Source organism: Bifidobacterium sp. ESL0704, from assembly GCF_029392075.1.
Lineage (GTDB): Bacteria > Actinomycetota > Actinomycetes > Actinomycetales > Bifidobacteriaceae > Bifidobacterium.
Window position 1 is genome coordinate 1,602,775 of the sequence record NZ_CP113929.1, and the last position, 24,603, is coordinate 1,627,377.

General features: G+C 59.2%; 16 protein-coding genes. 6 read left to right on the top strand and 10 right to left on the bottom strand.

Annotated elements, in window-relative coordinates; all coding sequences use genetic code 11:
• Positions 1-40: 40 nt before the first annotated feature.
• Complete coding sequence (locus OZX64_RS05760) at positions 41-757, bottom strand: phosphoribosyltransferase family protein (protein WP_277171977.1); 717 nt, start codon at positions 755-757, stop codon at positions 41-43.
• A 194-nt stretch (positions 758-951) separates the two neighbouring features.
• Entirely contained in the window at positions 952-1,764 is an 813-nt protein-coding gene (locus OZX64_RS05765) for an HAD-IIB family hydrolase (RefSeq protein ID WP_277171979.1), read from the bottom strand.
• 93 nt (positions 1,765-1,857) lie between these two features.
• On the opposite strand from OZX64_RS05765, the gene OZX64_RS05770 reads away from it, so the two are divergent.
• Positions 1,858-2,295, top strand: coding sequence for a metallopeptidase family protein (locus OZX64_RS05770; protein ID WP_277157167.1), 438 nt, complete (start codon positions 1,858-1,860; stop codon positions 2,293-2,295).
• A 137-nt stretch (positions 2,296-2,432) separates the two neighbouring features.
• Here the strand turns inward: OZX64_RS05770 and OZX64_RS05775 are convergent, their stop codons facing one another.
• Together OZX64_RS05775 and OZX64_RS05780 are read right to left on the bottom strand one after the other, a co-directional pair.
• Positions 2,433-4,133, bottom strand: coding sequence for a DUF5719 family protein (locus OZX64_RS05775; protein ID WP_277171981.1), 1,701 nt, complete (start codon positions 4,131-4,133; stop codon positions 2,433-2,435).
• Between the two features lie 17 nt (positions 4,134-4,150).
• Positions 4,151-7,294 (bottom strand): glycosyltransferase family 2 protein, encoded by a 3,144-nt coding sequence (locus OZX64_RS05780; RefSeq protein WP_277171983.1) that lies wholly within the window; start codon positions 7,292-7,294, stop codon positions 4,151-4,153.
• Positions 7,295-7,524: 230 nt separating this feature from the next.
• Between OZX64_RS05780 and OZX64_RS05785 the strand changes: the two genes are divergently transcribed.
• The 3 genes from OZX64_RS05785 to OZX64_RS05795 all read left to right on the top strand — a co-directional run bounded on the left by OZX64_RS05785 (position 7,525) and on the right by OZX64_RS05795 (position 10,818).
• Positions 7,525-8,937: an LCP family protein gene (locus OZX64_RS05785; protein ID WP_277171985.1), complete on the top strand. Its 1,413-nt coding sequence runs from the start codon at positions 7,525-7,527 to the stop codon at positions 8,935-8,937.
• 70 nt (positions 8,938-9,007) lie between these two features.
• Complete coding sequence (locus OZX64_RS05790) at positions 9,008-10,330, top strand: LCP family protein (RefSeq protein ID WP_277171987.1); 1,323 nt, start codon at positions 9,008-9,010, stop codon at positions 10,328-10,330.
• 209 nt (positions 10,331-10,539) lie between these two features.
• A complete protein-coding gene (locus tag OZX64_RS05795) occupies positions 10,540-10,818 on the top strand; it encodes a WhiB family transcriptional regulator (protein WP_277144447.1) in 279 nt (92 codons plus the stop codon).
• Positions 10,819-11,019: 201 nt separating this feature from the next.
• Here the strand turns inward: OZX64_RS05795 and OZX64_RS05800 are convergent, their stop codons facing one another.
• Positions 11,020-12,519: a PAS domain-containing sensor histidine kinase gene (locus OZX64_RS05800; protein WP_277157160.1), complete on the bottom strand. Its 1,500-nt coding sequence runs from the start codon at positions 12,517-12,519 to the stop codon at positions 11,020-11,022.
• Positions 12,520-12,685: 166 nt separating this feature from the next.
• Here OZX64_RS05800 and OZX64_RS05805 point away from each other — a divergent pair, with 166 nt between their 5' ends.
• On the top strand, positions 12,686-13,720 hold the full coding sequence (locus OZX64_RS05805; protein ID WP_277171988.1) for a hemolysin III family protein: 1,035 nt from the start codon (positions 12,686-12,688) through the stop codon (positions 13,718-13,720).
• A 129-nt stretch (positions 13,721-13,849) separates the two neighbouring features.
• Here the strand turns inward: OZX64_RS05805 and greA are convergent, their stop codons facing one another.
• The 3 genes from greA to OZX64_RS05820 all read right to left on the bottom strand — a co-directional run bounded on the left by greA (position 13,850) and on the right by OZX64_RS05820 (position 16,453).
• Positions 13,850-14,332, bottom strand: a complete 483-nt coding sequence (gene greA, locus OZX64_RS05810; RefSeq protein WP_277157159.1) for a transcription elongation factor GreA — start codon at positions 14,330-14,332, stop codon at positions 13,850-13,852.
• A gap of 114 nt (positions 14,333-14,446) precedes the next feature.
• A complete protein-coding gene (locus tag OZX64_RS05815) occupies positions 14,447-14,854 on the bottom strand; it encodes an FKBP-type peptidyl-prolyl cis-trans isomerase (protein ID WP_277157158.1) in 408 nt (135 codons plus the stop codon).
• A gap of 135 nt (positions 14,855-14,989) precedes the next feature.
• Positions 14,990-16,453, bottom strand: a complete 1,464-nt coding sequence (locus OZX64_RS05820; RefSeq protein WP_277171990.1) for an L-serine ammonia-lyase — start codon at positions 16,451-16,453, stop codon at positions 14,990-14,992.
• A 149-nt stretch (positions 16,454-16,602) separates the two neighbouring features.
• Here OZX64_RS05820 and OZX64_RS05825 point away from each other — a divergent pair, with 149 nt between their 5' ends.
• Positions 16,603-17,241, top strand: a complete 639-nt coding sequence (locus tag OZX64_RS05825; protein WP_277171992.1) for a 4'-phosphopantetheinyl transferase superfamily protein — start codon at positions 16,603-16,605, stop codon at positions 17,239-17,241.
• Between the two features lie 25 nt (positions 17,242-17,266).
• Here the strand turns inward: OZX64_RS05825 and OZX64_RS05830 are convergent, their stop codons facing one another.
• Entirely contained in the window at positions 17,267-19,780 is a 2,514-nt protein-coding gene (locus tag OZX64_RS05830; RefSeq protein WP_277171994.1) for a beta-ketoacyl synthase N-terminal-like domain-containing protein, read from the bottom strand.
• 23 nt (positions 19,781-19,803) lie between these two features.
• Positions 19,804-24,315 carry an SDR family NAD(P)-dependent oxidoreductase gene (locus OZX64_RS05835; protein WP_277171996.1) on the bottom strand — a complete coding sequence of 1,504 codons (4,512 nt, stop codon included), beginning with the start codon at positions 24,313-24,315 and terminating at the stop codon, positions 19,804-19,806.
• Positions 24,316-24,603 lie beyond the last annotated feature (288 nt).

The following is a 24,603-nucleotide window of genomic DNA, read 5'->3' on the forward strand; positions in this document are numbered from 1 at the left end:
ACCCAGAGGAGAGCCAAGAGCAATATCTGAGGAAATCTCGTCATGCAGACCGGTTCGGCGTACAAGCCAACGCAAGCCCGATGACTTCCCCGGCTCCTGCCGACCTCAACGCCGATAGGCACTGGCCCATGGTGGCACCTGTCGTAACGATGTCATCGACGACAACAAACAACGAATCGTCGCCTCCCAGGTTCTCGGTAACGCGCACATGACCATCAATCCTTCGCGAACGCGACGCAGCCCCTGACGCCTGTACGGATTTGCCATGCACGCCTTCGAGCTTCAACACCGGTTTGACACCAACCGAAAGTCCGTCCTCATTGAGACTTCGAGCCATCAACCTGGTAAGCGGCAGTGTCTGCCATCGCCCGCGCCGATGCATCGAAGAAGGCGACGAAGGCGCCGGAACCAGCGTCAGGGCACGGCTTCGGACGCCGGCGCCTTGCCGCGCCACCACTGTTGTCGTCAAATCAGCCAGCAACAAAGCGAAAGCACGGTCGCATTCCTCATCACCGTGATCTTTCCAGTTGAGAATCGCATGCCGAACAGCTCCCCGATACCAGGAACACCCATAGCATCGTCCGACTTCCCCCGGCAAAGCCTTTGAATAGGCGTGCCGGAACAGAGTCTCGCAAGCAGGGCAAATCACCTCGTCCGGCGCATCGCATCCGGCACAGCCCCTCGACAGCAGCACATCGCGGATGGCCACGCACCAAGCACGTAAGGCATCAAACAAACTTGAATCAGCGGTTCCCATATCCTAAAGCTATCCCATTTAGCCACGATGCCAAGGAAAAACAGACCACTGTGGTCGGATGCTACAGGTTATCCACATTCCGGGCGTGTCGCAGTACTCAGGCCGTTCGTCCGAACGAACGCAGAGGGGAATGCCGCACATCGAAATCCGCGACAAGAAAGCAAAACCTCATCTTCTCCCTGGTGAAAAGGGAATCAGGACAAGGCGGCGGTGAGACGGTCACAGACCTGAAGCGTGTCATGGGGACCGGCCACAAGAATCGGCTTCGTACCGATGACGGCAGCGGGATAGTCGTTGCCGTCCGGATCCATGCGGTCGCCAATGAAAACAACCTGGTCGACCGAGCAACCCAAGATATCGCAGAGCCTGTGTACCGCATAGGCCTTGTCCACCCCACGCTCGGAGATATCGATGCTGGTCGAGCCTCCGGAGCGAACCACCAGATTGGGCAGATCGACGCCGACGGCCTCGGCAAGACGGTTTTTCTTGCTGTTGTCCGGGTCCCAATGTTCCTTCTCTTCCACCGGCGCCTCCTGACCCAATGCCGAAAACGTGATCTGGCTGCCACGATCCTCGATACGGGGGCCCCAGGTGTGTTCCAACCAGATTCCCTGTTCACGGGCGTGTCGCTCGATGGACGCGACGGCACGTCGACGGTCGGCCATATCAAGATCGTTGGAATAGACGCATTGCCATCGCCCTTTTTGCCAACGGAAATAGCGCGTGCCGCTGGTCGGCATGACATGGATGCGTGAACGGCAGGCATCCGGTTCGAGCACGTCGAGCACCTGGCTTTTGGCCAGTTCGAATCGGCCGCCGGTGATCACCGCCACATCGATGAGGCGTGTCAGCGTCGAGAAGCGCGAGGCCATATCGGCATGCATCGGCTTCTTCGAACGGGCCAGCGTATTGTCCAGATCGAACGCGATCACCTTTGCGCCGTCCACCAGTCCGGAAAGGTCGTGGTCCTGCCACAGCCCTATCACCGCATTCGCTCCTGCTGCCATCGATCGCTCCGTTCGTTCGTGTGGACTGTTACCCACTCGGTATTTTCTTATGGTACGACCACCAATGCCTATACCGCACCATAGAATGAAACCATGTTGCGACCACCCTGGCAGACCCACGTCTATCGAAATCGGCACGGACGCGGCGCGAGAACCCCGATGTTCGGCGTACGCCTGCCTCGCTACCGCTCTCGTTGCGGCATGTTCGACGATATGGTCTCCTCCCAGATCCGACGTCTGCTCTCGGCATGGCCCGAACTCGTACGCCCGTTGCAGTTCGCCGTCGAGGATGTGCCGCCGTCCACTCCCGCGCCCTGGGAACCCAGACGCAACCCGACCTCGCAGAGTTTCGCGGCCAACCACGGCATCCCTGCACGCATCGTGCTCTACCGTCTGCCCATGCAGATGCACCACCGCGACAAAACCGAACTCGAATGGGCCATCCGTGACGCCCTTGTCTCCAGAATTGCCGATCTCTACGGCCGCAGACCCGAGGAAATCGATCCCGACTGGACCGGCACCGAATTATAACAGCGCACCGCTTGGTGAGAGTTGCATCCTGACAGGTTCGGGGTTTGCTTTGCCACGCCGCTTGCCACATCATGCATCCATCATTTCAATGATCGCAGAATGCCGGTCAGGTAACGGCCGGACCTCGCGATTTCATCTCAGTGCACGATTCCGGCGTTGTCGGCAACCCACACTTTCATATTGTGCGGTTCGAGGCCCGAAGATCCAAGATAGGCGACCGACGCGAGTTTGGCATCCGTGACATCGGATTGGGTCAGTCTCATGCCCATCGACACATCGCCGCCATCCTTCAACGTGAACATCACCGCGTGGTCACCCACATCCTTGGCCGCAATGCTTGCCCCGGCTTTGGCCGCAATGGTGACCTGCTTGTCACCGGCTGGCTTGCCGGAAGCGTCATAGCCTCGCAAAGTGGCCTTGGTCTCGCGCTCTGAGGTATTGAGCAGCATGAGTGTCCCATCGGTATGGTCGGGAACCACAAGCGCTGATTGGGCGTAGGCCCGAGACGGTGTGACATAGGCGAAATCAGTACCCGAATCGGCCTGTCGGGTCACTTTGGCCGTGACCTCGACAGGACTTGCAGCACTTGCCTGGAGCCCGATTACACCATCTGGCGCCTTGCCCAGATCAACCGGAACGACCTTGCCTGCTTCGAGGCGCTGCGTCTGCGCCGGGGACGTTCCATGGGCATCGACCCAGGAAAGGTTCAAATCCGTATCCTTCTCGGCACGGGCGAACACCTTCACCCCGTCATCGCCGATGACACCGGGCAGATAAGCCTTCTCACAAGCAGGGCTCAACGGCACCGCATAATCCGAGCCTTTGGCGTCCAGTCCATCGAGCTCCACACTGCGTACGACCGCGGCGATCGGCGTCTCTTTGCTTTTGACTTTCACGAAAAGCGCCTCAGCACCGGATGCCGCCGCCGACAACTCCAAAGTCGCCTCACCATTGGCGCCAACATTGACGACATTGCCGGTGGAAAGCTGCAAGGCGGAACCGTGTTCGGTGCTCCAGACCTGAACCTGCAACGAGGTGGCTTTCGAAGAGAAATTGGCCACGGACAATTGTTGCGTGGCACCGGTGGTGGTGGGGCCGAGCAGGAAATCCTGTTCGAGCGCCGGAACAACGCAAGTGGAGGCAGCCAGACCTTTCAGATCGCCTTCGCTGGCCCAGGAAGCCACGGATGCCGCAGCACCCGTACCGGACTTTGCCTTCAACAGACGCGTTTCGAATGCCTGTGAGCCCTGATCGACAGTGCCGGAATAGGTTTTGACCGTGGCGCTGTCGAGCGTGTCGTCCCCGGTGAGTTTCTTATTATCGGCAACGCTGCCATCGGTGACCGCTCCGACGCTCGCTTCATAGACGGAGCCGAAAGCGGAATACCGGGCCGACGAGGTCTCGTTGCCTTCGGAGGATTGGAAGGCGCTGTCGCCATATTTTCCATTGTCTGACAGCGCCATGCGGGATGGGCAATAATAGGTCAGATCCGTCTGATCGACCTGTTGCGCCCCGGCAACGTTATCCGTCTGTCCGGAATCGACGAGCCATGCCGGCAAAGGCACAAACACCACGGCCATGATCAAAGCCACCAGCACCACCACGGTGACCATGGCCAGTACGACGTGAGAAGCCGTCCGCGAGCGTCGAACACCCGCGCTTAGCGCCTCCGAACCGACCGCCGGGCCCTGCATCTGCCGGGCATCGACGGCATTGCCGGAAAAATCGGGACCGGCGGACACCCCGGAGGCGGCCGGAGGGGCGGGCGGAGCGACGACAGGTTGGCGAGGGGAAGGAGCGGAAGAACGAGGCTTGCCGCCGTTCACATCATCATTCATAGTGTTCTTTGTCCTCTTCATACCTGTTCCCAACCATATCTGTGTGTTCTGGGAATCGCCACCAGAACATAAACGAGCATTACCAGCCCCATGCACCATAGCCAGGTTTTCCTCCAAACGCTGTGTTGCGCGGTGCCTTGCCCCTTGATCGACACACCTTGTTTGCTGCCATCCACCTTAGTCAATCGATAATAGGTCCCTGCCGTTGCATTCACCACGGATTGGACCCCGTCGCTGGAATTGATGTTGCTGATCAGACGCAACGTGGCATCCTTGCCGGAAGCGGATTTATCGGCTGAAACGTAAATACCGCCGAATCCGAGTTTGGTCAGGGCTTCGATGGCGTCATCGTTGCCGTTGGAAAGCAATTCGCTGCTGGCCTTTGCAATCAGGTCGACCGACAAATCGCTGGCGCCGGAGGCCACACTGGCGTTCCATGCCGGCGAAACGTCGACGAGGTCGCCACGCCGCGAACGCATCACAGAAAAATCGATGTGGTTGTCGGCCACGGCCCGAAGCGCCAGTATGCGATGACTCTCCTTGTCGTGCAGGTAGTCGACGGCCACCATCGGCAATCCGGCATCGCTGGCCGCTACTTCATTGCCCCGCGACACCATGCCGAATGCCGCGGCCAGGCAGGCGGAAAGCGCCAGTACCACGACAAGCAGGGCACGGCCGAAGGCAATGGCCACGCCTTTGACCCTGCCTTTGACACCGTTGGATTCAACATTCGCTTTATCCTGTTCGCTTTCCGAAATCCTCAAAGGAACGAAACGCTTGACGGCACCGCCGGAAACGATGCAGGCACAGGAAAGCAATGCCAAAAGGGTCAGCACCACTCCCGGAAGCACAGACGCGGAGAAGGCGTCGCCGCCCTTGACCGACACACAGATTCTCGAGGCCACCATGGCCAGCACGAGACCGGTGAGCGCGACGAACCACATCATCCTCGAGGCACGAAGAGCGAACGGCAGCAGCAACGCGACCAGGGCCACTACCACGATGACACACAACGCCACCAAGATCGCCAGAACTTCAAAGCCGCGCTGGCTGAACGGCTGCACGCGCATATCGGCTCCAAGCGGAAGAGCAAAGGCGCGGGAGATGACCTGCCCGAAAGAAAGCGATGCCGGCGCGGAATCCGGCAGAGGCTGGAGGACATCAGCGAACAGCTGCCGCCAAGCCCCCACACTTGCGTAGTGGACGCTATTGACCAGCGTAGGAAGCAAAAGCACCAACCCCGGCACCGGGATCAGCAACAGCATCAGCCGGTGCGAACGGACAAAACCCAGGAAGAGAACAAGGCAGATGACCAGCGGAAACATCAGCTGCGGTTCACAGGCAACCGTGACCGCGAAACACAATGCCGCACAACCCGCAGCCTGCACGGACGCGTGGGAATGCACCAGATCCTCAGTGCCGTACATCCCCACGGCCTTGAACGTGAACGCAAAAGCAGCCGGAAGGAACACCATCACCATCAGCAATGGAACATTCGCGCTGCCGAACGCACCCAAAGCAAAGGCCGAGGCCACCCACAGCAGGCCAACGACCACCCGCACCCAGTCGGAACGGGTGAATACGCCCGCCAATGCCCAGAAAGCCAGTGCCATGGCAGGAGCAGCGAAAAAGAACATCAATGAAATAGCGGTGACGGGATGACCAATCGTAATGACAGAGGCCACCAGCCAGACCATCAACCATGGAGCGGGCGGCGCCGGCACGCCAACGCCCACGCCAAAAGCCCACGGAGTGCTGGCCGCCGAAAGCAATGTCGAGAAACTCGACCCGCTTGCAAGCAATGACGGCGAATAGAGGCTGGCGCCGCCCAATGCCTGACGGAACACGTCCCATTCAACAACGATGACCGTCACCACAGCCACAACAGCCATAAAGGCCGCAAAACCGAAACGCCGTATCGCACGCATACGCAGATGGCCTTTGGCAAGAGGAGAAAGAAGCTGCGTGTGCTGCTGACTGTCGAGGGCACGGCTGCGTTTGCGCCATTCCTCGATCTGCCGGCGATCGGCGCATAGCAAGTCCAGCGCGGCTGCGGATGCCCCATGACGCGCGTTCTGCTGATGACGAGCATGAATCATCTGCGGCAACTGCGCGAGCATACGCCACGGCAGGCATAATATGTACCACGACCGCCATGGGTTTTTGGCCAGAAGAGCGCCTGTGGCATACCACAGGGCACGAAACAGATTGAACACCCACAACAGCGGCCAGAACAGTGTGCGGATATCGGTGTAATAGTATTTTTGGGCGGCATCGAGGACGGCGGATGTCGCATCGGCCGGATTCTCTTCGTCGATGGGGCCACCGGCCCGCGTACGGATACCTTCGAAACGTGCGCGACGGTGTGCGATATGGGCCTGCGGCACCACGATGACACGCCCCCCGCTCTCACATATACGGCGCGAGAAATCGGCACCTTCGGCGAAGGTCGTAAACCAGGGATTGATCTCCCCGGTCTCTTTCTTCGTCTGCAGGGGAAGCAGGGCACCCGCCAGGGAGACTGCGAACACATCGGCACGCCCGTCATATTGTTCCTGATCGGGTTCGCCATCGACCACGAGGCTTTCCAGATGATGCCTGCCGGCGTAGCTGCCGACATTGTGAAGCGCGGAACCGGTCCAATCAAGCTGTTTGGCACCGATCAACGAAACCGTGGGCGTGTTGTGCCAAGCCTCGACCAAAGCCTCCAGGCATCCATCGCCCACCGGTCTGGAATCGTCATGCAAAAGCCACAGCGCGCGGACGGAAGCGGGGAGGCTGGCATAACGAAAGGCCTTGCCGATGGCGTCGGAAAAGGAACGAGCCCCGGCGGCACGCACCAGCTGGACATCGACGCGTTCGGGAGGTTCGGGAATCAAGCGCTGCGCGGCCCCATGGCCAAGTTCGGGCAAGGCGGAGACAGTGAAGCCGGTACGCATCGGCTGTGCGGTGCCGCCCGTGCAATCGGCGATGACGATGGTGCGGGGCAAGACCTTCTGGGCCATCAAGGCACGCAGGGTCGTGGGGAAAAACCGTACATCGTGTTCAACGGTGACAATCGCGGCGACGCTTCGGTCGACGCTCTGCCCCTTGACTCGGGGTCTGGAGCCGATAACCTCGGCCACAATTCGCTGTATATCGACACTGCCGTTGGAACTCATGCTCACCAGTGTAGACGAAGGCCTCGCTACCGTGCCGGAAAATCAGTATGAAAGAATTCATGCTGATACATGATGCTGGGTATACTCGATATTCATGCGCAATGCGGCTCGTAGACCAGATTTTCAGAAAAAATTCAACCTCTAGGCATACAATGCCCTCTAGGAATAATGAATGGCAGTCCCGTGACGGCTTTGAGACTTCGGCCGGACGGTAAACAGAAAGGCGAGATATGGCTTCACACCGTATCAAAGACCTCAAGATACCCAACCTCGGCGGGTGGCACTCCCCCAAACCCATGCACGGTACCGCCTATATCATTCGCCACCGGTTGCGTAGCGCCATCATCATGACTTTGGTGGCCGTTGTCGTATTCGTATCCACCGCAGTGGGTGTGGGCGCCTACACTCTGGCGAACGCCCCCACGCCGATCAAGCCCATTATCCAGCCACACGGCAAAGAGGAGAAACTGGTCGACCCGAATGCGGGCAAACCCATCGAATTCCTTGTTTTGGGGCAGGATACACGCGATGGCGGCGACAATGCCACTCTCGGCGGCACCGATGAAAAAGGCGAGCACAACGCCGACACCTCGATGGTGGTGCAGATCAGCGCCGACCGCTCCTACATCAATCTGGTCTCCATCCCCCGCGATTCCTTGGTCAACGCACCGAGCTGCCAGACCAGCAAAGGCACGGTTCCCGCACGCCATAACGTGATGTTCAACTCCATCTTCGCGGCCGGTTGGAACGTGGGCGGCGATCTGGCGAGTGCCGCAAGCTGCACCATGAACGCGGTCAACGCGCTCACCGGGCTGAAGCTTGAGCATTTCATCGTCGTCGATTTCCAAGGTCTGCAAGGCATGATCAACGCCATCGGCGGGGTCAACGTCTGCCTGCCGACCGATGTAAAAGACTCTTTCACCGGTCTTGAGCTCAAGCAAGGCCTTCAGCATCTCGACGGAACGCAGGCCACCGAATACGCCCGCATGCGCCACGGCATCGGCACCGACGGCAGCGATATCATGCGTACCGCCCGCCAGCAGTATCTGGTCAAGGAGCTGCTGACCGAGGCGTTGTCGAAAAACCTGCTGACCAACAGTGCCCAGCTTTATCGTCTGGCCAATGAGGCGCTGAAATCGCTGAGCATCTCAAGCGGCCTTTCCAACGCCACCACCTTGGCAGGGCTTGCTCTGAGCCTGCACAATATGAAGCCAGATCATCTCTATGCACGCACCATTTCGGTCGTTCCTGCACCCAGCGACCCGAAAAACCGCGTCGTTTGGGCGAGCAATGCCGACGAGACCTGGAGAACGCTGCGCGAATACAAGCCGCTGGTCCAGTCCGACACGCCCTCACACGGCACATCCGGCCAGGCTGAGAGCCAAGGCGCGACGAACCAGAATCAAGGCGCGACGAGCCAGGGCCAAAGTTCCAATGGCACCCAAACCCAGACGCAGCAAGGCACGCTGGATCCTACGACCGGTCTGATCACGACCTCCGACGGCAGGCTCATCGATCCCGTCACCGGCGGAAGCGTCGACAAGAAGAACGGGATGATACGCGATCCGGTCACCGGCCAGTACATGGGTGTCGCCAACCAGTACCTCAACGCAACCGTATGTGCGGTTCCTGCGCAGAAGTAAGCGAACACTGCCCTCTTACCACCCTCTCGCGAGTAAAAGTAGTAACTGCTTTTAGCTTTCGGGAGGGTTTATGGTCAAGCAGTCAGGTGGATACGACGCTCAGGGCAACCCGCCCAGCTTCATACCGTCCGGCGTTCGCAAGCGTCCGGACACCGGACGTGTCCCCGTCCCCTCCACCCCACAGACTCCCCCCGCCTTCTCCCCTATCAAGCCACGGAAAAGGACAGCCTCCCGCCAATCAGTCCCGGAACAGGCCCGGCCGGCCCAGTCCCAGACACGGGCACCTCGTCAAAGTACCGGCTCCTCACGCCTCGCTTCTCCGGCGCGTTCTTCGGCTGCACTCGATTCCGGGCGCGGATACGGCGATGCCGCAATAGCGATGCAACGACCGACCCGCGCACAGCCTTCAGTCTTTAATGCCGCAATGGCCAAGCCTCATAAAAAACACCATTGGATACCCACCGTTGTGCTGGTTATCCTGCTCATTATCATTTTGGCGCTCTTCGGCTGCTTCAATTGGGCCGATTCACAGCTCGACAAAGGCGACTGGCTGACCGCCAAGGCCGATACCAACGGCACCTCGTGGCTGGTGCTCGGCTCCGATGAGCGCGACGAAACGGGAGTGGGCGGAAGCGCCGATGACACACCGGGTTTCCGCACCGACACCATACTCGTACTCACCAAGCCAACGCATGGCAGCGCCTCGCTGGTTTCGATTCCGCGTGATTCACTGGTCAAGGTCGACGGCACCAGCATGAAAATCAATGCCGTGGCCGAGACACAGAGCAAGAAGACGCTCACCGGTGAGGTCGAAGACATCACCGGACAGAAAATCGACCATGTCGCCGAAATCAAGTTCAACGGTCTGACCAAGGTGGTTGACGCCCTGGGAGGAATCAACCTCTGCTACGAGCGCACAGTCAACGACTGGCGTTCCGGGCTCAACTGGCAGGCAGGCTGCCACACTGCGGACGGTGCCACGGCACTGGCTTTCTCCCGCATGCGCTATTCCGATTCCAAGGGCGATTTCGGCCGCGCAGAGCGGCAACGTCAGGTCATCGGCGCGATTATGAGCAAAACCTCGTCCGGCGACACCATGAAAAGCCCGGCCAAGGCGCAGAAAGTGGCCAAAGCCGCCCTCTCCTCCATCGAAGTTGACAAGAAGACCAATCCGCTTACGCTCCTGAAGATGGCCACGGCGTTCAAGGCGGCCACCGGCAAACAGGGAATCTCCGGCTCGGTCTATTGGACCGACCCCAACCACTACGTGCGGGGTGTAGGCTCCACGGTCCTGCTGGACGATACGAAGAATCTCGAATTGTTCGAACAGCTTTCCTCCGGTTCGCACGCACCTGGGACAGTGGGGACTTTGGCCGGTGCGATTTCGCAATAACCGCACCATGGAATGGCTGGATGGCCAGGGCCGCAATATTGGAATCCGACGTGTGATGTGTCATCAAATCCACCGAGAAAATAGACACATTCATGACGCAAAGAAAATTCACGATATTTTCTGGCGAAAACCCTTGAAAAAATGTGATTTTCGTGGTTATCTAAGGTATGGAATGCAGTCGAGGACAAATAGGAAGGTCGTTTGCTTCTATGAGTAATGCTTTTGATTGGCGAGCCAAAGCGGCATGCCGCGACAAGGATCCCGAGCTTTTCTTCCCCGTCGGCAACACGGGCGCAGCCTATCAGCAAATCGAAGAGGCCAAGGCCATCTGCCGTACCTGCAAGGTCATCGACGCGTGCCTGAAGTGTGCACTCGACACCAATCAGGACTATGGCGTCTGGGGAGGCCTGAGCGAGGATGAGCGTCGCGCCTTGAAACGCCGCGCCATGCGAGCCCGTCGCAGCCAGAACATGCAGATGCAGGTCTGATGAATACCACCCGTCACGTTGTGCGCGTTGCCGATACACGCAATTCATGATGGGATCACCTTCATTAACAGCAATTCCCTTCCGGTTTATCTTCAGCCGGAAGGGAATTCTTATATGGGTGCTCGGCGAACCGCAGCACTGTGGACGGATTCGCCGATCATCGGGAAGTCAGGCGACACCAGATAGAGCGGATGCCCGTGCTCACTCCAATTCGTCGATTTCCTGAGCCGCACGCAGGTTGATGTCGAGAATGACCCTGGTGCCTCCCCCCTGACGCTCGCCCCAACGCACGGTGCCGTTGAAGTCGTTGGTCACGAAGGTGTTGATGATCTGCGTGCCGAGCCCGGAACCCGAGGTTCGGGCCATGCCGTTGTCTTCCTCGGCCGCGAGCCCCGAACCGTCGTCTTCGACCACCACGTTGAGGTGATTGCCGCTACGACCCACGGAAATGGTGATGTTGCCTTCCTTGCGGCCTTCGAAACCGTGCTCCACCGCGTTGGTGATCAGTTCGGTCAGCACCAGGGAAAGCGGCGTGGCGTCCTGCGCCGGCATCATGCCGAACTTGCCGATGTAACGGATGTGGATGTGCTGATCGTCCATCGTGGCCAGGTCGACGCTCATCTTCAAGAGATTGGAAATCACGGCGTCGTAGTCAACGACCTCGTCGACGGTCTGGCTCAGGCCTTCATGCACGGTGGCGATGGTCTGGATGCGCCGCTGCGCCTCCTTGAGCTCGGTTTTCACCTCCTGCGATTTCGTCTTTCTCGCCTGCAGGCGGAGCAATGCGGACACGGTCTGCAGATTGTTCTTGACCCTGTGGTGGATTTCGGAGATGGTGGCGTCTTTGGTCTGCAGTTCCTGTTCGCGGCGACGCAATTCCGTGACATCGCGGCACAACACGATGGCGCCGGCACGGCCTGTCTCGTTGTATAGCGGCAGCGAATGCATGGAGACCATGGAATTGTTGGCATCGAGTTCGCAGTCGGCGGCCGCCTTGCCGCTCAGTACCAGCGGAAGAGTCTCGGGGACCGGGTCTTTGGGATGGAGCAGTTGCGTCCCGATTTCGCTTAAGTAGTGCCCTTCCATCGCGGTGACGTCGCCCAGCCTGCGGAAGCAGCTGATGGCATTGGGAGCGGCATACTTCACGATGCCGTTGGGGTCGAGGATGATGAACCCGTCCGAAACCCTGGCATTGTGCTGCTGGCTCATCAACGCGTCATGATACGGGAACTGCCCACGGGGAATCATCTCGAAGAGCATCTTGCCGGCGTTGATGCTTTCGGATTCGTAGCGGCCATTGGATTCCCGGGTCGACATATTGGTCTCCCGCACCACCACACCAAGCGTCTTGTTGCCGCAACGTACCGGCGCATAGACGTTGCAGACACTTGATTTCCCGACCTGATGCAACGTCGTGGTATGCAGAACACCATCGATGTTCATCGCCGTCTCGATTTCGGCAACGAAGTTTTCGGAGACCTCATTGCCGACGGCGTCATCACTACGCATCGTCATCACCGTGGAGGGACGGCATTGCTCGGCGACGATGTATCGACCATCGTCACATCGCACCACCAGAAGCAGGTCCGCAAAACTCAGGTCGGCGATAACCTGCCAGTCCGCCACCAACAAATGAAGCCATTCACGGTCACCGGCGTCGAAATCGGACTGCGCGGCAAGAATCTCATCAAAATCAGCCATGATTCAATGATACTATGAGCCCGTTGCTTTGCCATCACACAGCTGAAAGCAACATGTCACCAGCGCAGGTTACGATAGCGTAAGTTACGTTTGCGTAGACCGATATTTTTTCACGGTTCTGCAAACGTATCAGCGGCGTAGAGAAATCTGAGACTCTGGAGGGACCATGTCCGACAAGTCCGCCAAACAAGCAATTGACGGCACCATCGCCATCAATCAGCATCATCCTGTCTTGAATAGCGATGCCGCCGCTTCTCCGGCAAACGCAAAGCCTCAACACACTTCAGTCACAAGTTCCTCTCCAATCGTCCGATCGGCCGAAGACCACAAAACCATCGAAACCGGCATCACCCAGGTACAACGCCAGACAATGGAAACCAAAGCCAAGGCCATCCGTGCCGAAGCACGCTGCAAAGCCGAAATCATCCGCAGCAAAGCCGACGAACGGGCGGCAATCGTCATCGCCCGAGGAGAGGTGAAGGCCGCGCAAGCATTGGGCATCACCCCGCCACCCATGCCCGGCCGCAAAGTCCGTCTCGACGTGCACGGGCGTCCGAAACCCCTGCTGCGCGGCTGGATCCATGCCGTGACGGCACCATTGGCGCTGTCCGCCGGAATCGTGCTCATCTGTCTGGCGCGAGGAGCGGCCCTGAAATGGGCGTGTGCCGTCTTCATGATCTGCTCGACGTTTCTGTTCACCAATTCAGCGACCTACCATCTCGGCGACTGGTCGCCGAAAACCACGGACCTGCTGCGTCGCATCGACCATATGAACATCTTCCTGCTGATCGCCGGCACCTATACGCCCGTGTCGTTCGCGCTGACCCCCAACTGGCGCAACGGGGTCATCGGCGGGATGTGGACCTGCACGCTGGTGGCATTGCTCATCCACGTCATCTGGATCAACGCGCCCCGTTGGCTCTACACCGCCGTCTACATCGTCTTCGGCGTCTCCGGGGTGACGTTCCTTGACCTGTTCTGGTTCTCGCCTTACGCGGGGCCGGCGGTGGTCGTTCTTCTGGCAGCCGGCGGTGCCAGCTATATCGCCGGTGCCGTCGTCTATGCGCTGCGCAAGCCGGATCCTTGGCCGAGAGTATTCGGTTTCCATGAGATCTTCCATCTGGGCACGGTGGCCGGTTACGCCTGCCACATGGTCGCCATCTATATCGTCATCATCAATCTCTGGCAAGCGCATCCATAAGCCGATCGCCCGCTCTGTTTCGACAACGCATGACAGCATGCGAAAAGGCCCGGAACCACGACATGGCGATTCCGGACCTTTTCACATTGCCCTCAAAACAGGGCATGCCGAGCAAGACGGCGAATGGCCTTATTGCATCGGCTCGGAGTCTTTGATCTTCACGGTGATCTCACGGCCGTTGGGGGCCTTGTAGGAGACCTCGTCGCCCTTCTTGGTGCCCATGATGGCCGCACCGATGGGCGATTCCGGGCTGATGACATCGTAATCGGTCGCCACGGCGATGTCACGGGAACCGAGCACATACTTCATTTCCTTGCCCGCAAGCTCCACGGTGACCAGCGAACCGTTGCCCACCGACCCAGCCGGCGGCGCCTTCAGAATCTTCGTGTTGCGCAATTTGACGATGAGCTCGTTGATGCGCCCCTCGTTCTTGCCCTGCTCCTCACGCGCGGCCTGATAGCCGCCGTTCTCGCTCAAGTCGCCTTCGGCGCGGGCCGTCGCGATGCGCTGGGTGATCTCGTCGCGATAATCGCCCTGACGGTAGGCCAGCTCCTTTTGAAGCTTGTCATAAGCCTCTTGCGTGAGCAGAACGGTCTTTTCTTCCTCTGCCATGATTTTTCCTTGCCTTGTTATCGATTTTGTGTTCCAAGCCCGGATGCCCCAGGCGATAGAGAACAAATATGACCGGCACTGCAGCCGGCCAATCGTATTGGATTTCCTTGGGCTTCAGCGCGTGGAAATGATGTCGATGACGAACACCAGCGTGTCATCGCCACCTATCCCGGCCTGCGGCATGCCTTGCCTGCCATAGCCGTATTCCGGCGGAATCGAGACCACCAGACGTGAGCCCACATTGTGGCCCGGAACCGTGCGATCCCAGCCTTTGATGACCTGACCGACCCCGATGCCGAAAGTCGCCGGCTGGTGACGATCGAAACTCGAGTCGAACGGCTCGTCTTTACCCCAGACGACCCCATGGTAATTCACCGTGACATTGTCGCCTGAACGAACCATCGGGCCGTTGCCCTCGATCAGTTCGACTGCTTTGAGTCCCGCTGGAGCCGGGGTATCGGGGAACTTGATAACCGGCGTCGCGCCGAATTCGGCATTCACCTCGGGCATATTCGTAGCCATACGTAGGCCTCCTTGTAGTTTACATTTTCATTAGGTTAGCACTGATGCACCCCGATGCGCATCATCGTTTCGAAAGTGCACAGAACCTACGAGAGAGAACCGTCCGCTCTCCGCGCAATCGGCATGCCGGGCTTTTCAGCATTCCACGACGTTGACGGCCAGACCGCCTTCCGAGGTCTCCTTGTACTTCGATATCATGTCGGCACCGGTGTCCTTCATGGTCTTGATGACCTGGTCGAGGCTGACCATGTGCCGCCCGTTGCCGAGAAGCGCCATGCGCACCGCGTTGATGGCGGTGTTCGCCGCCATCGCGTTGCGTTCGATGCAGGGAATCTGCACGAGTCCGGCCACCGGGTCGCAGGTCAGGCCCAAATGGTGTTCCATGGCTACTTCAGCCGCGTTCTCGACCTGCCGCGGCGTGCCCTGCATGACCTCGCAGAGCCCCGCTGCGGCCATCGAGGCGGCGGAACCGACTTCACCCTGGCACCCCACTTCGGCGCCGGAAATGGAGGCGTTGCGCTTGAAGAGATAACCGACCGCCCCCGCAGCCAGAAGGAAGCGGATGACGCCCTCCTCGTCAGCCGTTCCCGCGAAATGCCAATAGTATTCAAGCACTGCCGGGATGATGCCTGCCGACCCGTTGGTCGGTGCGGTGACGATACGGCCGCCGCCGGCGTTTTCCTCGTTGACCGCGAGCGCGAAGAGATCGACCCAGGTGCATTCCGAGGTCTCCAGCGCGGCGGCCGGCCGTCGCGCATTGCGCGAGAGGATATCGGCGTTGCCGGAAAGCTCGCGGTAGATCTTAGGTGCCCGTCGCGGTACATCAAGGCCTCCGGGCAACGTCTTCTGCGTCGACATGCAGCCGTTTTTGACACAGTCGTCCATGTGGTGCCAGACGTTGAGCAGAGCGTCGCTGACAACCTGCGGCGAACGGGTGGCCGTCTCGTTGGCCCATACGATTTCGGAGATGCTTTTGCCTTCGCGCCTGCATATCTCTAGCAACTCGTTGGCGCTGGAGAAGGGATACGGGGCCTCGGGCGGAAAGTCGTTGCTGCTGTCGACACTCGCTTCCTCGGCGAACGTGCTGCCCTTCGGCGCTTTCTCGTGGATGCCGATCATCAGGTCATCGGCATGTCCTTCTCTTACGAATCCGCCTCCAATGGAGTACCAGACCTGGTTGTCGATTTCCTTTGCCGTTTTGTCAAACGCCTGAAAGCGCATGCCGTTGGGGTGTGCAGCCAGCATCTTCCAGCGTTCGAATACGACGTCATTGCCGTAATCGAACCCGATCTTGTGCTTGCCGCCAAGATTCAGCTTTCCGGTGTTCTCGCATTCTTCCTTGATGTTCAACAGATGATCGGTATCGACCGTGGCCGGCACATCGCCTTCCAGTCCTGCCACCGCAGCCCTGTCGGTGCCGTGGCCGAGGCCGGTCATCGAAAGCGAACCGTAGAGCGTGGTCTTGACCCGGCAGACACGGCCCAACAAGTCACGTTCGTCAAGCGAGGCGACGAAATTGGAGGCGGCGATCATCGGGCCGACGGTATGTGACGAACTCGGTCCCACGCCGATTTTGAACATGTCGAGAATAGAGAACATGGTTCCATGATAAGCGATATGGCCAACGCCCACTCCCTGTCCGGCAGAAACCGTCGATTGATTGCCTTGGTCCCCTTGCTCGAATCGGCACTCCTGCATCCACCTGCCTGCCGTCCACAGGTTCTCAAACGGCACGATATGATAAAGGGATGGGCAATAATCTTTCAGAGCAGGACACGAATGCTTTGTTCGCTCCGCTGTTCTCGCAAGGTTGCGTGGTGGCGACCTCTATCGAAGCCACAGGACAGGACCATGTCAGAGACGAGGAACGGGCGCTGATCCGCCACGCCACCGCCAAGCGCCGCAAGGAATTCCTGACAGGCCGCGAGTGCGCGCATCTGGCATTGCTCAGGATTCACTGTGACGGACCGGTTCTGCGCAGCCTCGACGGCAGGCCGATATGGCCGAACGGCATTGCCGGCTCGCTCTCCCACTGCCCGTCGCTGACGGTGGCAGCAGTGGATTTCATCTGCAGGCATGCCGCCCTCGGCGTGGACGTCGAAGAAGACGACCCGTTGCCCGAGCCGGCTTTCAACGCCGTGTTCCCGCAAGCGCAACGGGAATCGAACAAGAACCTCACCCCGTTGGAGACCAAGGCTTGTTTCTGCGCCAAAGAAGCGGTTTTCAAAGCCTATGACGCGACGAAAAAGATCGTCGATTGCAGACGCGTGTCCATCCGCTTGGAACCAAACAGAATGTTCCATGCCAGTATTGATGATTTTCATTGCACCGGGCAATGGAGACATATAGGCCACCTCATCGCCGCAATGACAACGGTTCCGGCATAGTACAATCCGTCAGCAGGTTTTCGCTTCACTTCAGCAGATGCACAAGCGCAGCCCTCTTCTCGTTCTTCTGCGGCACGGAGTCGAAGGGGATCATGACCCTCACCGTTCCAGGCGCCGAAACCATGGGCGTATCCCCCAATCGCGAGAGGCAATCGGCGATGCTGCTGCCGCCGACACCGAGCCACGACAGTCCGGTTGTTGTCGAGGATTCGGTACTTACCGGCTGAGTGTATGCCGGTTCGGCACCAACGTTCTTCACCGCGGACTCAACACCGATCTTGTCCAGATCCTTCGGATCCAGTATGTCGATGCTCGCACCTGCCGCACGGAAGCTCCGGGATGGCCAGTCTTGAGACTGCACGATGTCCAGCAGCGTCCGCGCTTTGAGAACCTCCAGATCTCTCACAGGTTCCTGCGATTGGTCGATGCGGATGATCGCCTTGACCGAATCGGGATGCGCCTTGCCCCAATCCAATGTCCGGACCAGGGCGATGTCGCATGATCCGAGTGCAGCCGCATCCTGATTGACGACCTTGCTGGGGTTGGCGAACGACGAGCCGACGAGCATCGCATCCGCCTCATGGCTGGAAAGCTGCAATTCCGCCAGTTCAAGCGTAGTGCCGAAGGAATCCGTTCCTGCGTCGACGATGTAGTTCGGCCCGGTGAGATCGAACATATTGGCCACCCGGCCAGAAATGATATTGTCCATATAACCGGGCAACGAGGCCTCGCTGGTCTTTTCGATGCGTCCTTTGACCTGCCGGGTGATCCAGCGTTTCATATCCTCTTTGCCCTCGGCACTCATCGACGAGGCGTCAATGGCGGCATCCACTTCGACCAGACGTATGCGCAATTCCCTGCGGACCCCGACGGCCAGGCCCGATGGCTGCCCGAACAGCGCCCCGACGGTGTCCTCCGGATTCTTTCGCACATCCTCCATGATGTCCTTGGCCGCGAGGATGGCCAGGCGCTGGGCCACGTCCATATGGGAGACCAAAACGGGAGGCATACGGAAGACGCGCCAATCCACGTCCTTCATCGGATCGTCCAGCAGCCCGTCCGGACGTCGGCATGAGCTGTGCGAAACCGATTGGACCACCAGATAGGAGGTGTCGGCGCCCTCGGGTTGCCTGACTTCGGCGATGCCGGTGAGGTCGGAACCGTCATATTGTTCCACGACAATCGACGAGTTGATGCCGCCGAAACCGAAGGCATTGATCAATGCCCTGCGCGGGCCGCGGTCGGATTGTGCCCATGGTGCGGGCTCGGTATGAATCATCAGGGACTCGGGATGCTCGACGATGACCTGATTGGGCGTGTCCACCCCGGTGATTGCAGGGAGGGTGGCGTGTTTCATGGATTCGAGGACCACCAGGAGATTCGACATGCCGGCCACCGGGAATCCGTGGCCGATCAGGTTCTTGACCGACCCCACCGGCATCGGCCCACGGCGCCGGTGACCCACCAGCTCCGCAATCGCCGAAAGCTCGGAGGTGTCGCCGGCAGGCGTGCCGGTGGCATGGGTCTCGATGTAGTCGATGTGTTCCACGTCCACACCGGACGTGGCAAGCGCCGAAGACATGGCACGGAACTGCCCTTCCGGCTTGGGCGCATAGATGGCCTTGCCGCGCCCGTCGCTGGTGGAGAACGCGCCGGTGACCAGCGCCAGAATCCTGTACCCCTTGCGATACGCATATCCCGGCGTGCACAAGAGCACGGTCGAAGAGCCTTCGGCGGGCACCAGTCCGCTGGCATGCGCGTCCAAAGGCTTCGGCGCCTGGTCGGACAGGCCGCCGACTTTGGCGAAAGTGACATTGCCGGTCACCGACATATTCGACATCGCGCCCACGGCCATGATCATCCGATCCGGATATCGGTGAAGATAACGCGCCGCCAGATCGACCATCAGCAGGCCGGAAGCGCAGGCGCCGTCGACCAGCACCGGGTGGTCGTCCATGCCCATGAGCCGGGAGGGGAGCCGGGCGAGGTCGGTCGATGTGTTCGCATCCGCGCGCACCTTGCCTTCCATCACGTAACGATCGATGGCCTTTTCGGCCTGAGCACGCCGGTCGGCCTGCTGCTCGCCACCGTGCAAAGCAAGCAGTTCGTGGATGACGTCGACAAGCTCGTCGTCGTCAAACGCCTCATCGCCAAGCATATTGCCCAGCAACAGCCTGCACCGACGCCTGTCCGGGTCTTGTACGCCCGCCTGCGCGAACGCCTGTTCGGCCGTGTCCACAATGAACTGCTGGGTTCTGTTCAACCTGTACGACGACCACGGTTTGCCGCCGGGTGCATGGCCCCGGGGCCCGTGATAATCGATGACGAATCCGCCTACCCCGCAGTAGGTCTTGTCTTCGGCGCTGCGGTCGGCGTCCAAATACTGCAATGCATTATTCCATCTGTCGCTGGGCGCGTGGGCGATTCCGGAGACCCCATGGGTGACGGCATGCCAGAACTCCTCGGGCGAAAACGATGATGGCGGCAGAACGCATCCCGTTCCGACGATGGCTATCGGTTCAAAACTCTTCTTCGACATGTTCGACTTCCTCATTCCGTCTTTCACAAGCGTTGCAATATGTCGTGCTCGGCCTCGGAAGGTCCGAGTTTGGTGAGCGTGACGCGGTCGGCCTGGCAAAGCACGAAACCGGCCTCGTCGACAATCTCCATATTGGTGTCCACGGTGTGCTCGTTCTCGCCTAAAACGGTTACCTTGCCGTAACAGACCTCACGCGCCGCAGGGCAACGATATTGGCGGCCCCCTTGGATCCGTGTAGGGACGATATGGCGTCCGAAGAGCTGGAATTCGCGCATCAACGCCATCCGTCCGACGTTGTCGATCAGCAGCGGACAGCACAGGAACCTGGGGTTGCGCACGTCACTGAAAAGCCCCGGTATAGCCGAAACCACGAATTGGCCTACCATGCAACGATCGTTGACCAGCCTGGCCTGTCGCACGTAACGGAAGGTGGGCCCGAAACTGATGAAATGCGCCGTACTGGCGTAATAACGGTCGAGGTCGAATGCGACGCCTTCCTTCATCAGCTCTTTGTATGACCAGTCCGCCTGATAGGAGACGAACGGATCGCCCACGATATGCAGCTTGGCACCGGAATGGAAACGCTTGGGAATGAGCACTCTGCCATCGGGGGTTTTGAAGGTCGAATAGAGCTTCGTTTCGATCTGCGAGCCTTGCCGGTGTGCCGAAACCGAAACCGGGACTTCGTCGTTGTCCCTGCATTTCAGGAACCGATCGAAGGTCACGCTGTCAAGTTCGACCCCGTATCGATGCGGGTCGACCAGGTACGCAGCGGCCTCGACCTGCGTCTCCATATGCAGCAGGCCCGGGAAGGTGGTCATGGACTTGACGCGATGGTCAGGCAAGTACAGGTCACGATCGTATCTCAGGTCTCTATGGGCCACGACAGTGTCCTGATCCTTCTGTTCGAATCGGTCGATCAGGGGGAAGTGGGGCTTGTCGATCACATAACCGTCAGCGTCCACCACCGAGACAAGTCTGCGATGCTCGTCCAAAGCATCCAGCTGGCCCAATGGCTTGTTGGAGCCGAGATCTCCCAAAACAAGCACTTCGGGGTCGGCCAGCCCTACAGCAAGCTCGTCGAGGAAGACGCGCGTACCCGTCGCCACAGGAAGATAGGACATTCGACGGTCCTTGCTTTGCACGGCCAGCACCTTGGGATCCGCGGCCATGCCGACACCGGACCAGGCCGACCATTCCAGGGTCGTGAAGGATACATCAGGGCGCATGCCCGAAGCACCCATCGAAAGGTAATACGACAATGTGGAGAGCAGAGCGGCGCCGGCGGTGTAATCGACTTGCCCGTCCATGCCGAAGCGTCCAGAGACCGAACCGAACGACACGAAAGCGGTGAGGCTCTCGTCATCCAACGTGGCCATATAGAGGTTCCGGAAACCTCCTACCTTGACTTTGAGACAATCGAGCGTCCGCGCGAGGCTTTTGGACGCAAGCCGGCCGAACGATTCCAGACCCGCCGCGTGGACGAGAAGCGAAATCGGCCCCAGTTCCCTTTGCACTTGAACGACCAGGGAACGCACCGATTCGCCATCGGCCACATCGCACGGGTAATAATGAAGATTCTTTCTGGAACCGATGGCATCGTTCATGTTCCTGTTCAGCACGCGGATATGGCCGATGCGCTCGTATTCGTCGGCGAGCTTGGCAGCGCTTGATTGCGGCGAGCGCCTATGCAGCTGACGGATGAAATCAGGCTTCTCGGCCGCCCACGATTCGTCATCCATCGCAAGCCAGCGTTGCGCCGAGGGGTCATGAATGTCAGACCTGCCGGTGACCACTACCTCGATATCCGGCTGTTCATCGGCCAACGCCTTCGCGCATTCAAGGGCAATGCCGCGGGAACCTCCGGAAAACAGGGCCACGGTTCCGGCTTTGAGCTTCTGACGCACGCTATGTTCCTGCTTGACCTCAAGCGGGATGACGCGGACAACCTGCCGCACACCGTCCACATAGCCGATTTCGGTATCGTTGCGCGCACTGAAATGGCGCAGCTCATCCGCCACGATGTCGGCGGCAGCGTCACAATCGTCCAGATCGATGGTTTTGATGGTCAGATTCTCGTATTCGCGGCACAGGCTCTTATAGAAACCGGTGTCAAGCGCCCCAAGCGGGTTCCCGGTCCCCTTGCATCCGATACCGGAGATCCCACCTGCATTCGTCAACGAAATCCATGCGAACGGCAACGCCGCGCTCTCAACCGCGGCGAGCAGCGCCTTGCTTAAAGAGAAAACGGAAACGTAGGCTTGCTCGACATGCCGCTGCCATTCATCCTGTGCGATATCGGCACCGTTGAAACGGTCAAGCAAGGCATGGCCATCGACAACGACGCGTAGCGGAGACTCGAAATGCGGGATGGTTATGTCGCTTTCGGGGTTCTGCGCATCAAGCGTGATGGTTTTGATCTGCGCGACAAAAGGGTTGAGGGCTTCGGCGATTCGCGAGTCGAGAGTCGCGTCGCCGCTGGAGACGATCAGGCAACCGGCGTCGCCGAAATCGTCGGTTCTCTCGTTGCCGTCGATATGGCTGACGACCAGTTGAGGCACATAGCGTCCGAAATCCTTGCCGGCGTCGCTTCCAGCATCGTTTGCTGGGTCCGTTGCGCCCGCTTGGTCTGCCGGGCCCATCGCATCCGTCTGATTTATCGGGTCCGCCTGCGACTCGGCAGCGCCCTTGTCTTCCTCGCTTGCGGCAGACTGGCCCGTGATGTTGCGAAGCTCTGCCTCCAGCTGGCGCAGGGTATGCACCTCGGAAAGGTCGACGTCCTGCGAATCCAAACCAAGCCGGTCGGCGACCTTGCCCAACGCCTCCATCTGCTTGACCGAATCGATGCCAAGATCACCCTCCAGATCCATATCCGGATCGAGAACGTCACGAGGATAACCCGTCACCTCACAGAAAACATCCACCAGAAGGTTTTCAAGCCCGGCGCCGTCGACGGCATTTTCGGATTTGGCCGGAGCCGGAGAACCGGGCTGCGGAACACCCTCAGGCTGCGAGACGGGATCATGCCGCCGAAGCGAATCGGATTGAGCGCGAACCTCACTGCCGTCAACGGCATTCGTCTTCTGGCCCACCGTGCCGGCCTGGTCGTTGCCGGAATCATTCGCCGAAGGGGATTTGGTGATGTTGCGAAGCTCTGCCTCCAGCTGGCGCAGGGTATGCACCTCGGAAAGGTCGACGTCCTGCGAATCCAAACCAAGCCGGTCGGCGACCTTGCCCAACGCCTCCATCTGCTTGACCGAATCGATGCCAAGATCACCCTCCAGATCCATATCCGGATCGAGAACGTCACGAGGATAACCCGTCACCTCACAGAAAACATCCACCAGAAGCGATTCCAGCGAGTCTTCGGATATACCGGCAGGCCTATCCGCTTCCTTACCCGTCGGAGCTTTCACCTGTTGGCCGACTGCCGCCTCATCATGCTCGGCATCGCGGTCGGCGGTATTCTGACCCGCGGCATTCCCGCCACACAGCCATCGCAATCCATCAAGACGATCTTCGGTCAGATCGGCACGTGCCGCACCGTAGTCCAACCGGACCACACCGCCGTGACCGTTTTGAAGACAATCGCCAACAAGCCTGCCGACGATGCCTTTCGGACCGGCGTCGATGAAAACGCGAATTCCGCGACGTTCACAAGCCGCTACGCAGTCCCGGAAATCAAAGGGAGTGACGAGCTGAGCGGCCAACAGCTCTGGCAACGCCGCCACTTCGCGCTCGCCCAATAGCGAACCCGTAATCGTGGACACGACGGGAATCCTGGGCGTCTTCCATTCGTAGCGTTGAAGCCGAGCATGCAAATCGGACACCACCGGCGACAATACCTGGCTATGGAACCCGACAGGTATCGCCAACTTCGTCGCCTTGACCCCGCATGCCTTCAAATCCTGAAGCGCCCGATCGACCAGCGCGGCGCTGCCCGAAACGACCATCTGGGCATCGGAGTTGACAATGGCGATGACGATCGGCCCACGACAAGCCAATTGCGCCACCTCGGAGCGAACCATCGATTCCGTTTCAGACGAGTCGATTTTCACCGCCGCCATCGCTCCACGCATGTCTACAGGAATCGAGGCGATGCATTCGGCACGATCCAAAACCGCGGATAGCCCATCGGCAAACGACACCGCTCCGGAAGCAATCAACGCGCTGTATTCGCCGAGGCTATGCCCCATCAGCAGGCCCACCGGAACAGAATGCTCAAGAATGGCCTCGAACATGGCCACCGAAGCCGTCACGATAGCCGGCTGCATGACCTGCGGCATCATCAACGTCGCGGCCGTGCCCTCACTTATTACCCGTGTAAGCGCTTGTCCGTAACGTTGCGCATAGATCTCGTCCGCCTGCTCGACAAGACGTTTTGCGGCCGGTGAACGCAGGAGGAAGCCATCGAACATATCCAACGACTGGCTTCCGTGACCCGGAAAACAAACGGCAACATCGTCACCGCCCGTAGCCACGTCCTTGACAAGAGCACCCAGAGAAAACACATCCTTCGGGTCGATATCAGCCATCACACACCACTCCTTATCGTTGCCGTCGTAACCCTTCAATACCCAGCATCACGAAAAGATGCTGCTCGCTCATTGCAATGGACGCACCCAATCCCACCGCATCATGCAAAGCAGAGGAAACTCGGCAGTTGCATCCTTGACATCCCTTCGAACAATCAAGGTTCGACAATCCATCAAACATTATTATATTATGATAATAATTATTATTTATAGATAAAGCATATGACTTTTGTCACAAAAATAAATCAGAAACCCCGACTCTGCCTCAAATCCTTGACAATCGCGCAA

Coding starts and splice junctions, on each gene's coding strand:
- OZX64_RS05760 (WP_277171977.1), bottom strand. CDS start 757: ATGGGAACCGCTGATTCAAGTTTGTTTGATGCCTTACGTGCTTGGTGC.
- OZX64_RS05765 (WP_277171979.1), bottom strand. CDS start 1,764: ATGGCAGCAGGAGCGAATGCGGTGATAGGGCTGTGGCAGGACCACGAC.
- OZX64_RS05770 (WP_277157167.1), top strand. CDS start 1,858: ATGTTGCGACCACCCTGGCAGACCCACGTCTATCGAAATCGGCACGGA.
- OZX64_RS05775 (WP_277171981.1), bottom strand. CDS start 4,133: ATGAATGATGATGTGAACGGCGGCAAGCCTCGTTCTTCCGCTCCTTCC.
- OZX64_RS05780 (WP_277171983.1), bottom strand. CDS start 7,294: ATGAGTTCCAACGGCAGTGTCGATATACAGCGAATTGTGGCCGAGGTT.
- OZX64_RS05785 (WP_277171985.1), top strand. CDS start 7,525: ATGGCTTCACACCGTATCAAAGACCTCAAGATACCCAACCTCGGCGGG.
- OZX64_RS05790 (WP_277171987.1), top strand. CDS start 9,008: ATGGTCAAGCAGTCAGGTGGATACGACGCTCAGGGCAACCCGCCCAGC.
- OZX64_RS05795 (WP_277144447.1), top strand. CDS start 10,540: ATGAGTAATGCTTTTGATTGGCGAGCCAAAGCGGCATGCCGCGACAAG.
- OZX64_RS05800 (WP_277157160.1), bottom strand. CDS start 12,519: ATGGCTGATTTTGATGAGATTCTTGCCGCGCAGTCCGATTTCGACGCC.
- OZX64_RS05805 (WP_277171988.1), top strand. CDS start 12,686: ATGTCCGACAAGTCCGCCAAACAAGCAATTGACGGCACCATCGCCATC.
- greA (WP_277157159.1), bottom strand. CDS start 14,332: ATGGCAGAGGAAGAAAAGACCGTTCTGCTCACGCAAGAGGCTTATGAC.
- OZX64_RS05815 (WP_277157158.1), bottom strand. CDS start 14,854: ATGGCTACGAATATGCCCGAGGTGAATGCCGAATTCGGCGCGACGCCG.
- OZX64_RS05820 (WP_277171990.1), bottom strand. CDS start 16,453: ATGTTCTCTATTCTCGACATGTTCAAAATCGGCGTGGGACCGAGTTCG.
- OZX64_RS05825 (WP_277171992.1), top strand. CDS start 16,603: ATGGGCAATAATCTTTCAGAGCAGGACACGAATGCTTTGTTCGCTCCG.
- OZX64_RS05830 (WP_277171994.1), bottom strand. CDS start 19,780: ATGTCGAAGAAGAGTTTTGAACCGATAGCCATCGTCGGAACGGGATGC.
- OZX64_RS05835 (WP_277171996.1), bottom strand. CDS start 24,315: ATGGCTGATATCGACCCGAAGGATGTGTTTTCTCTGGGTGCTCTTGTC.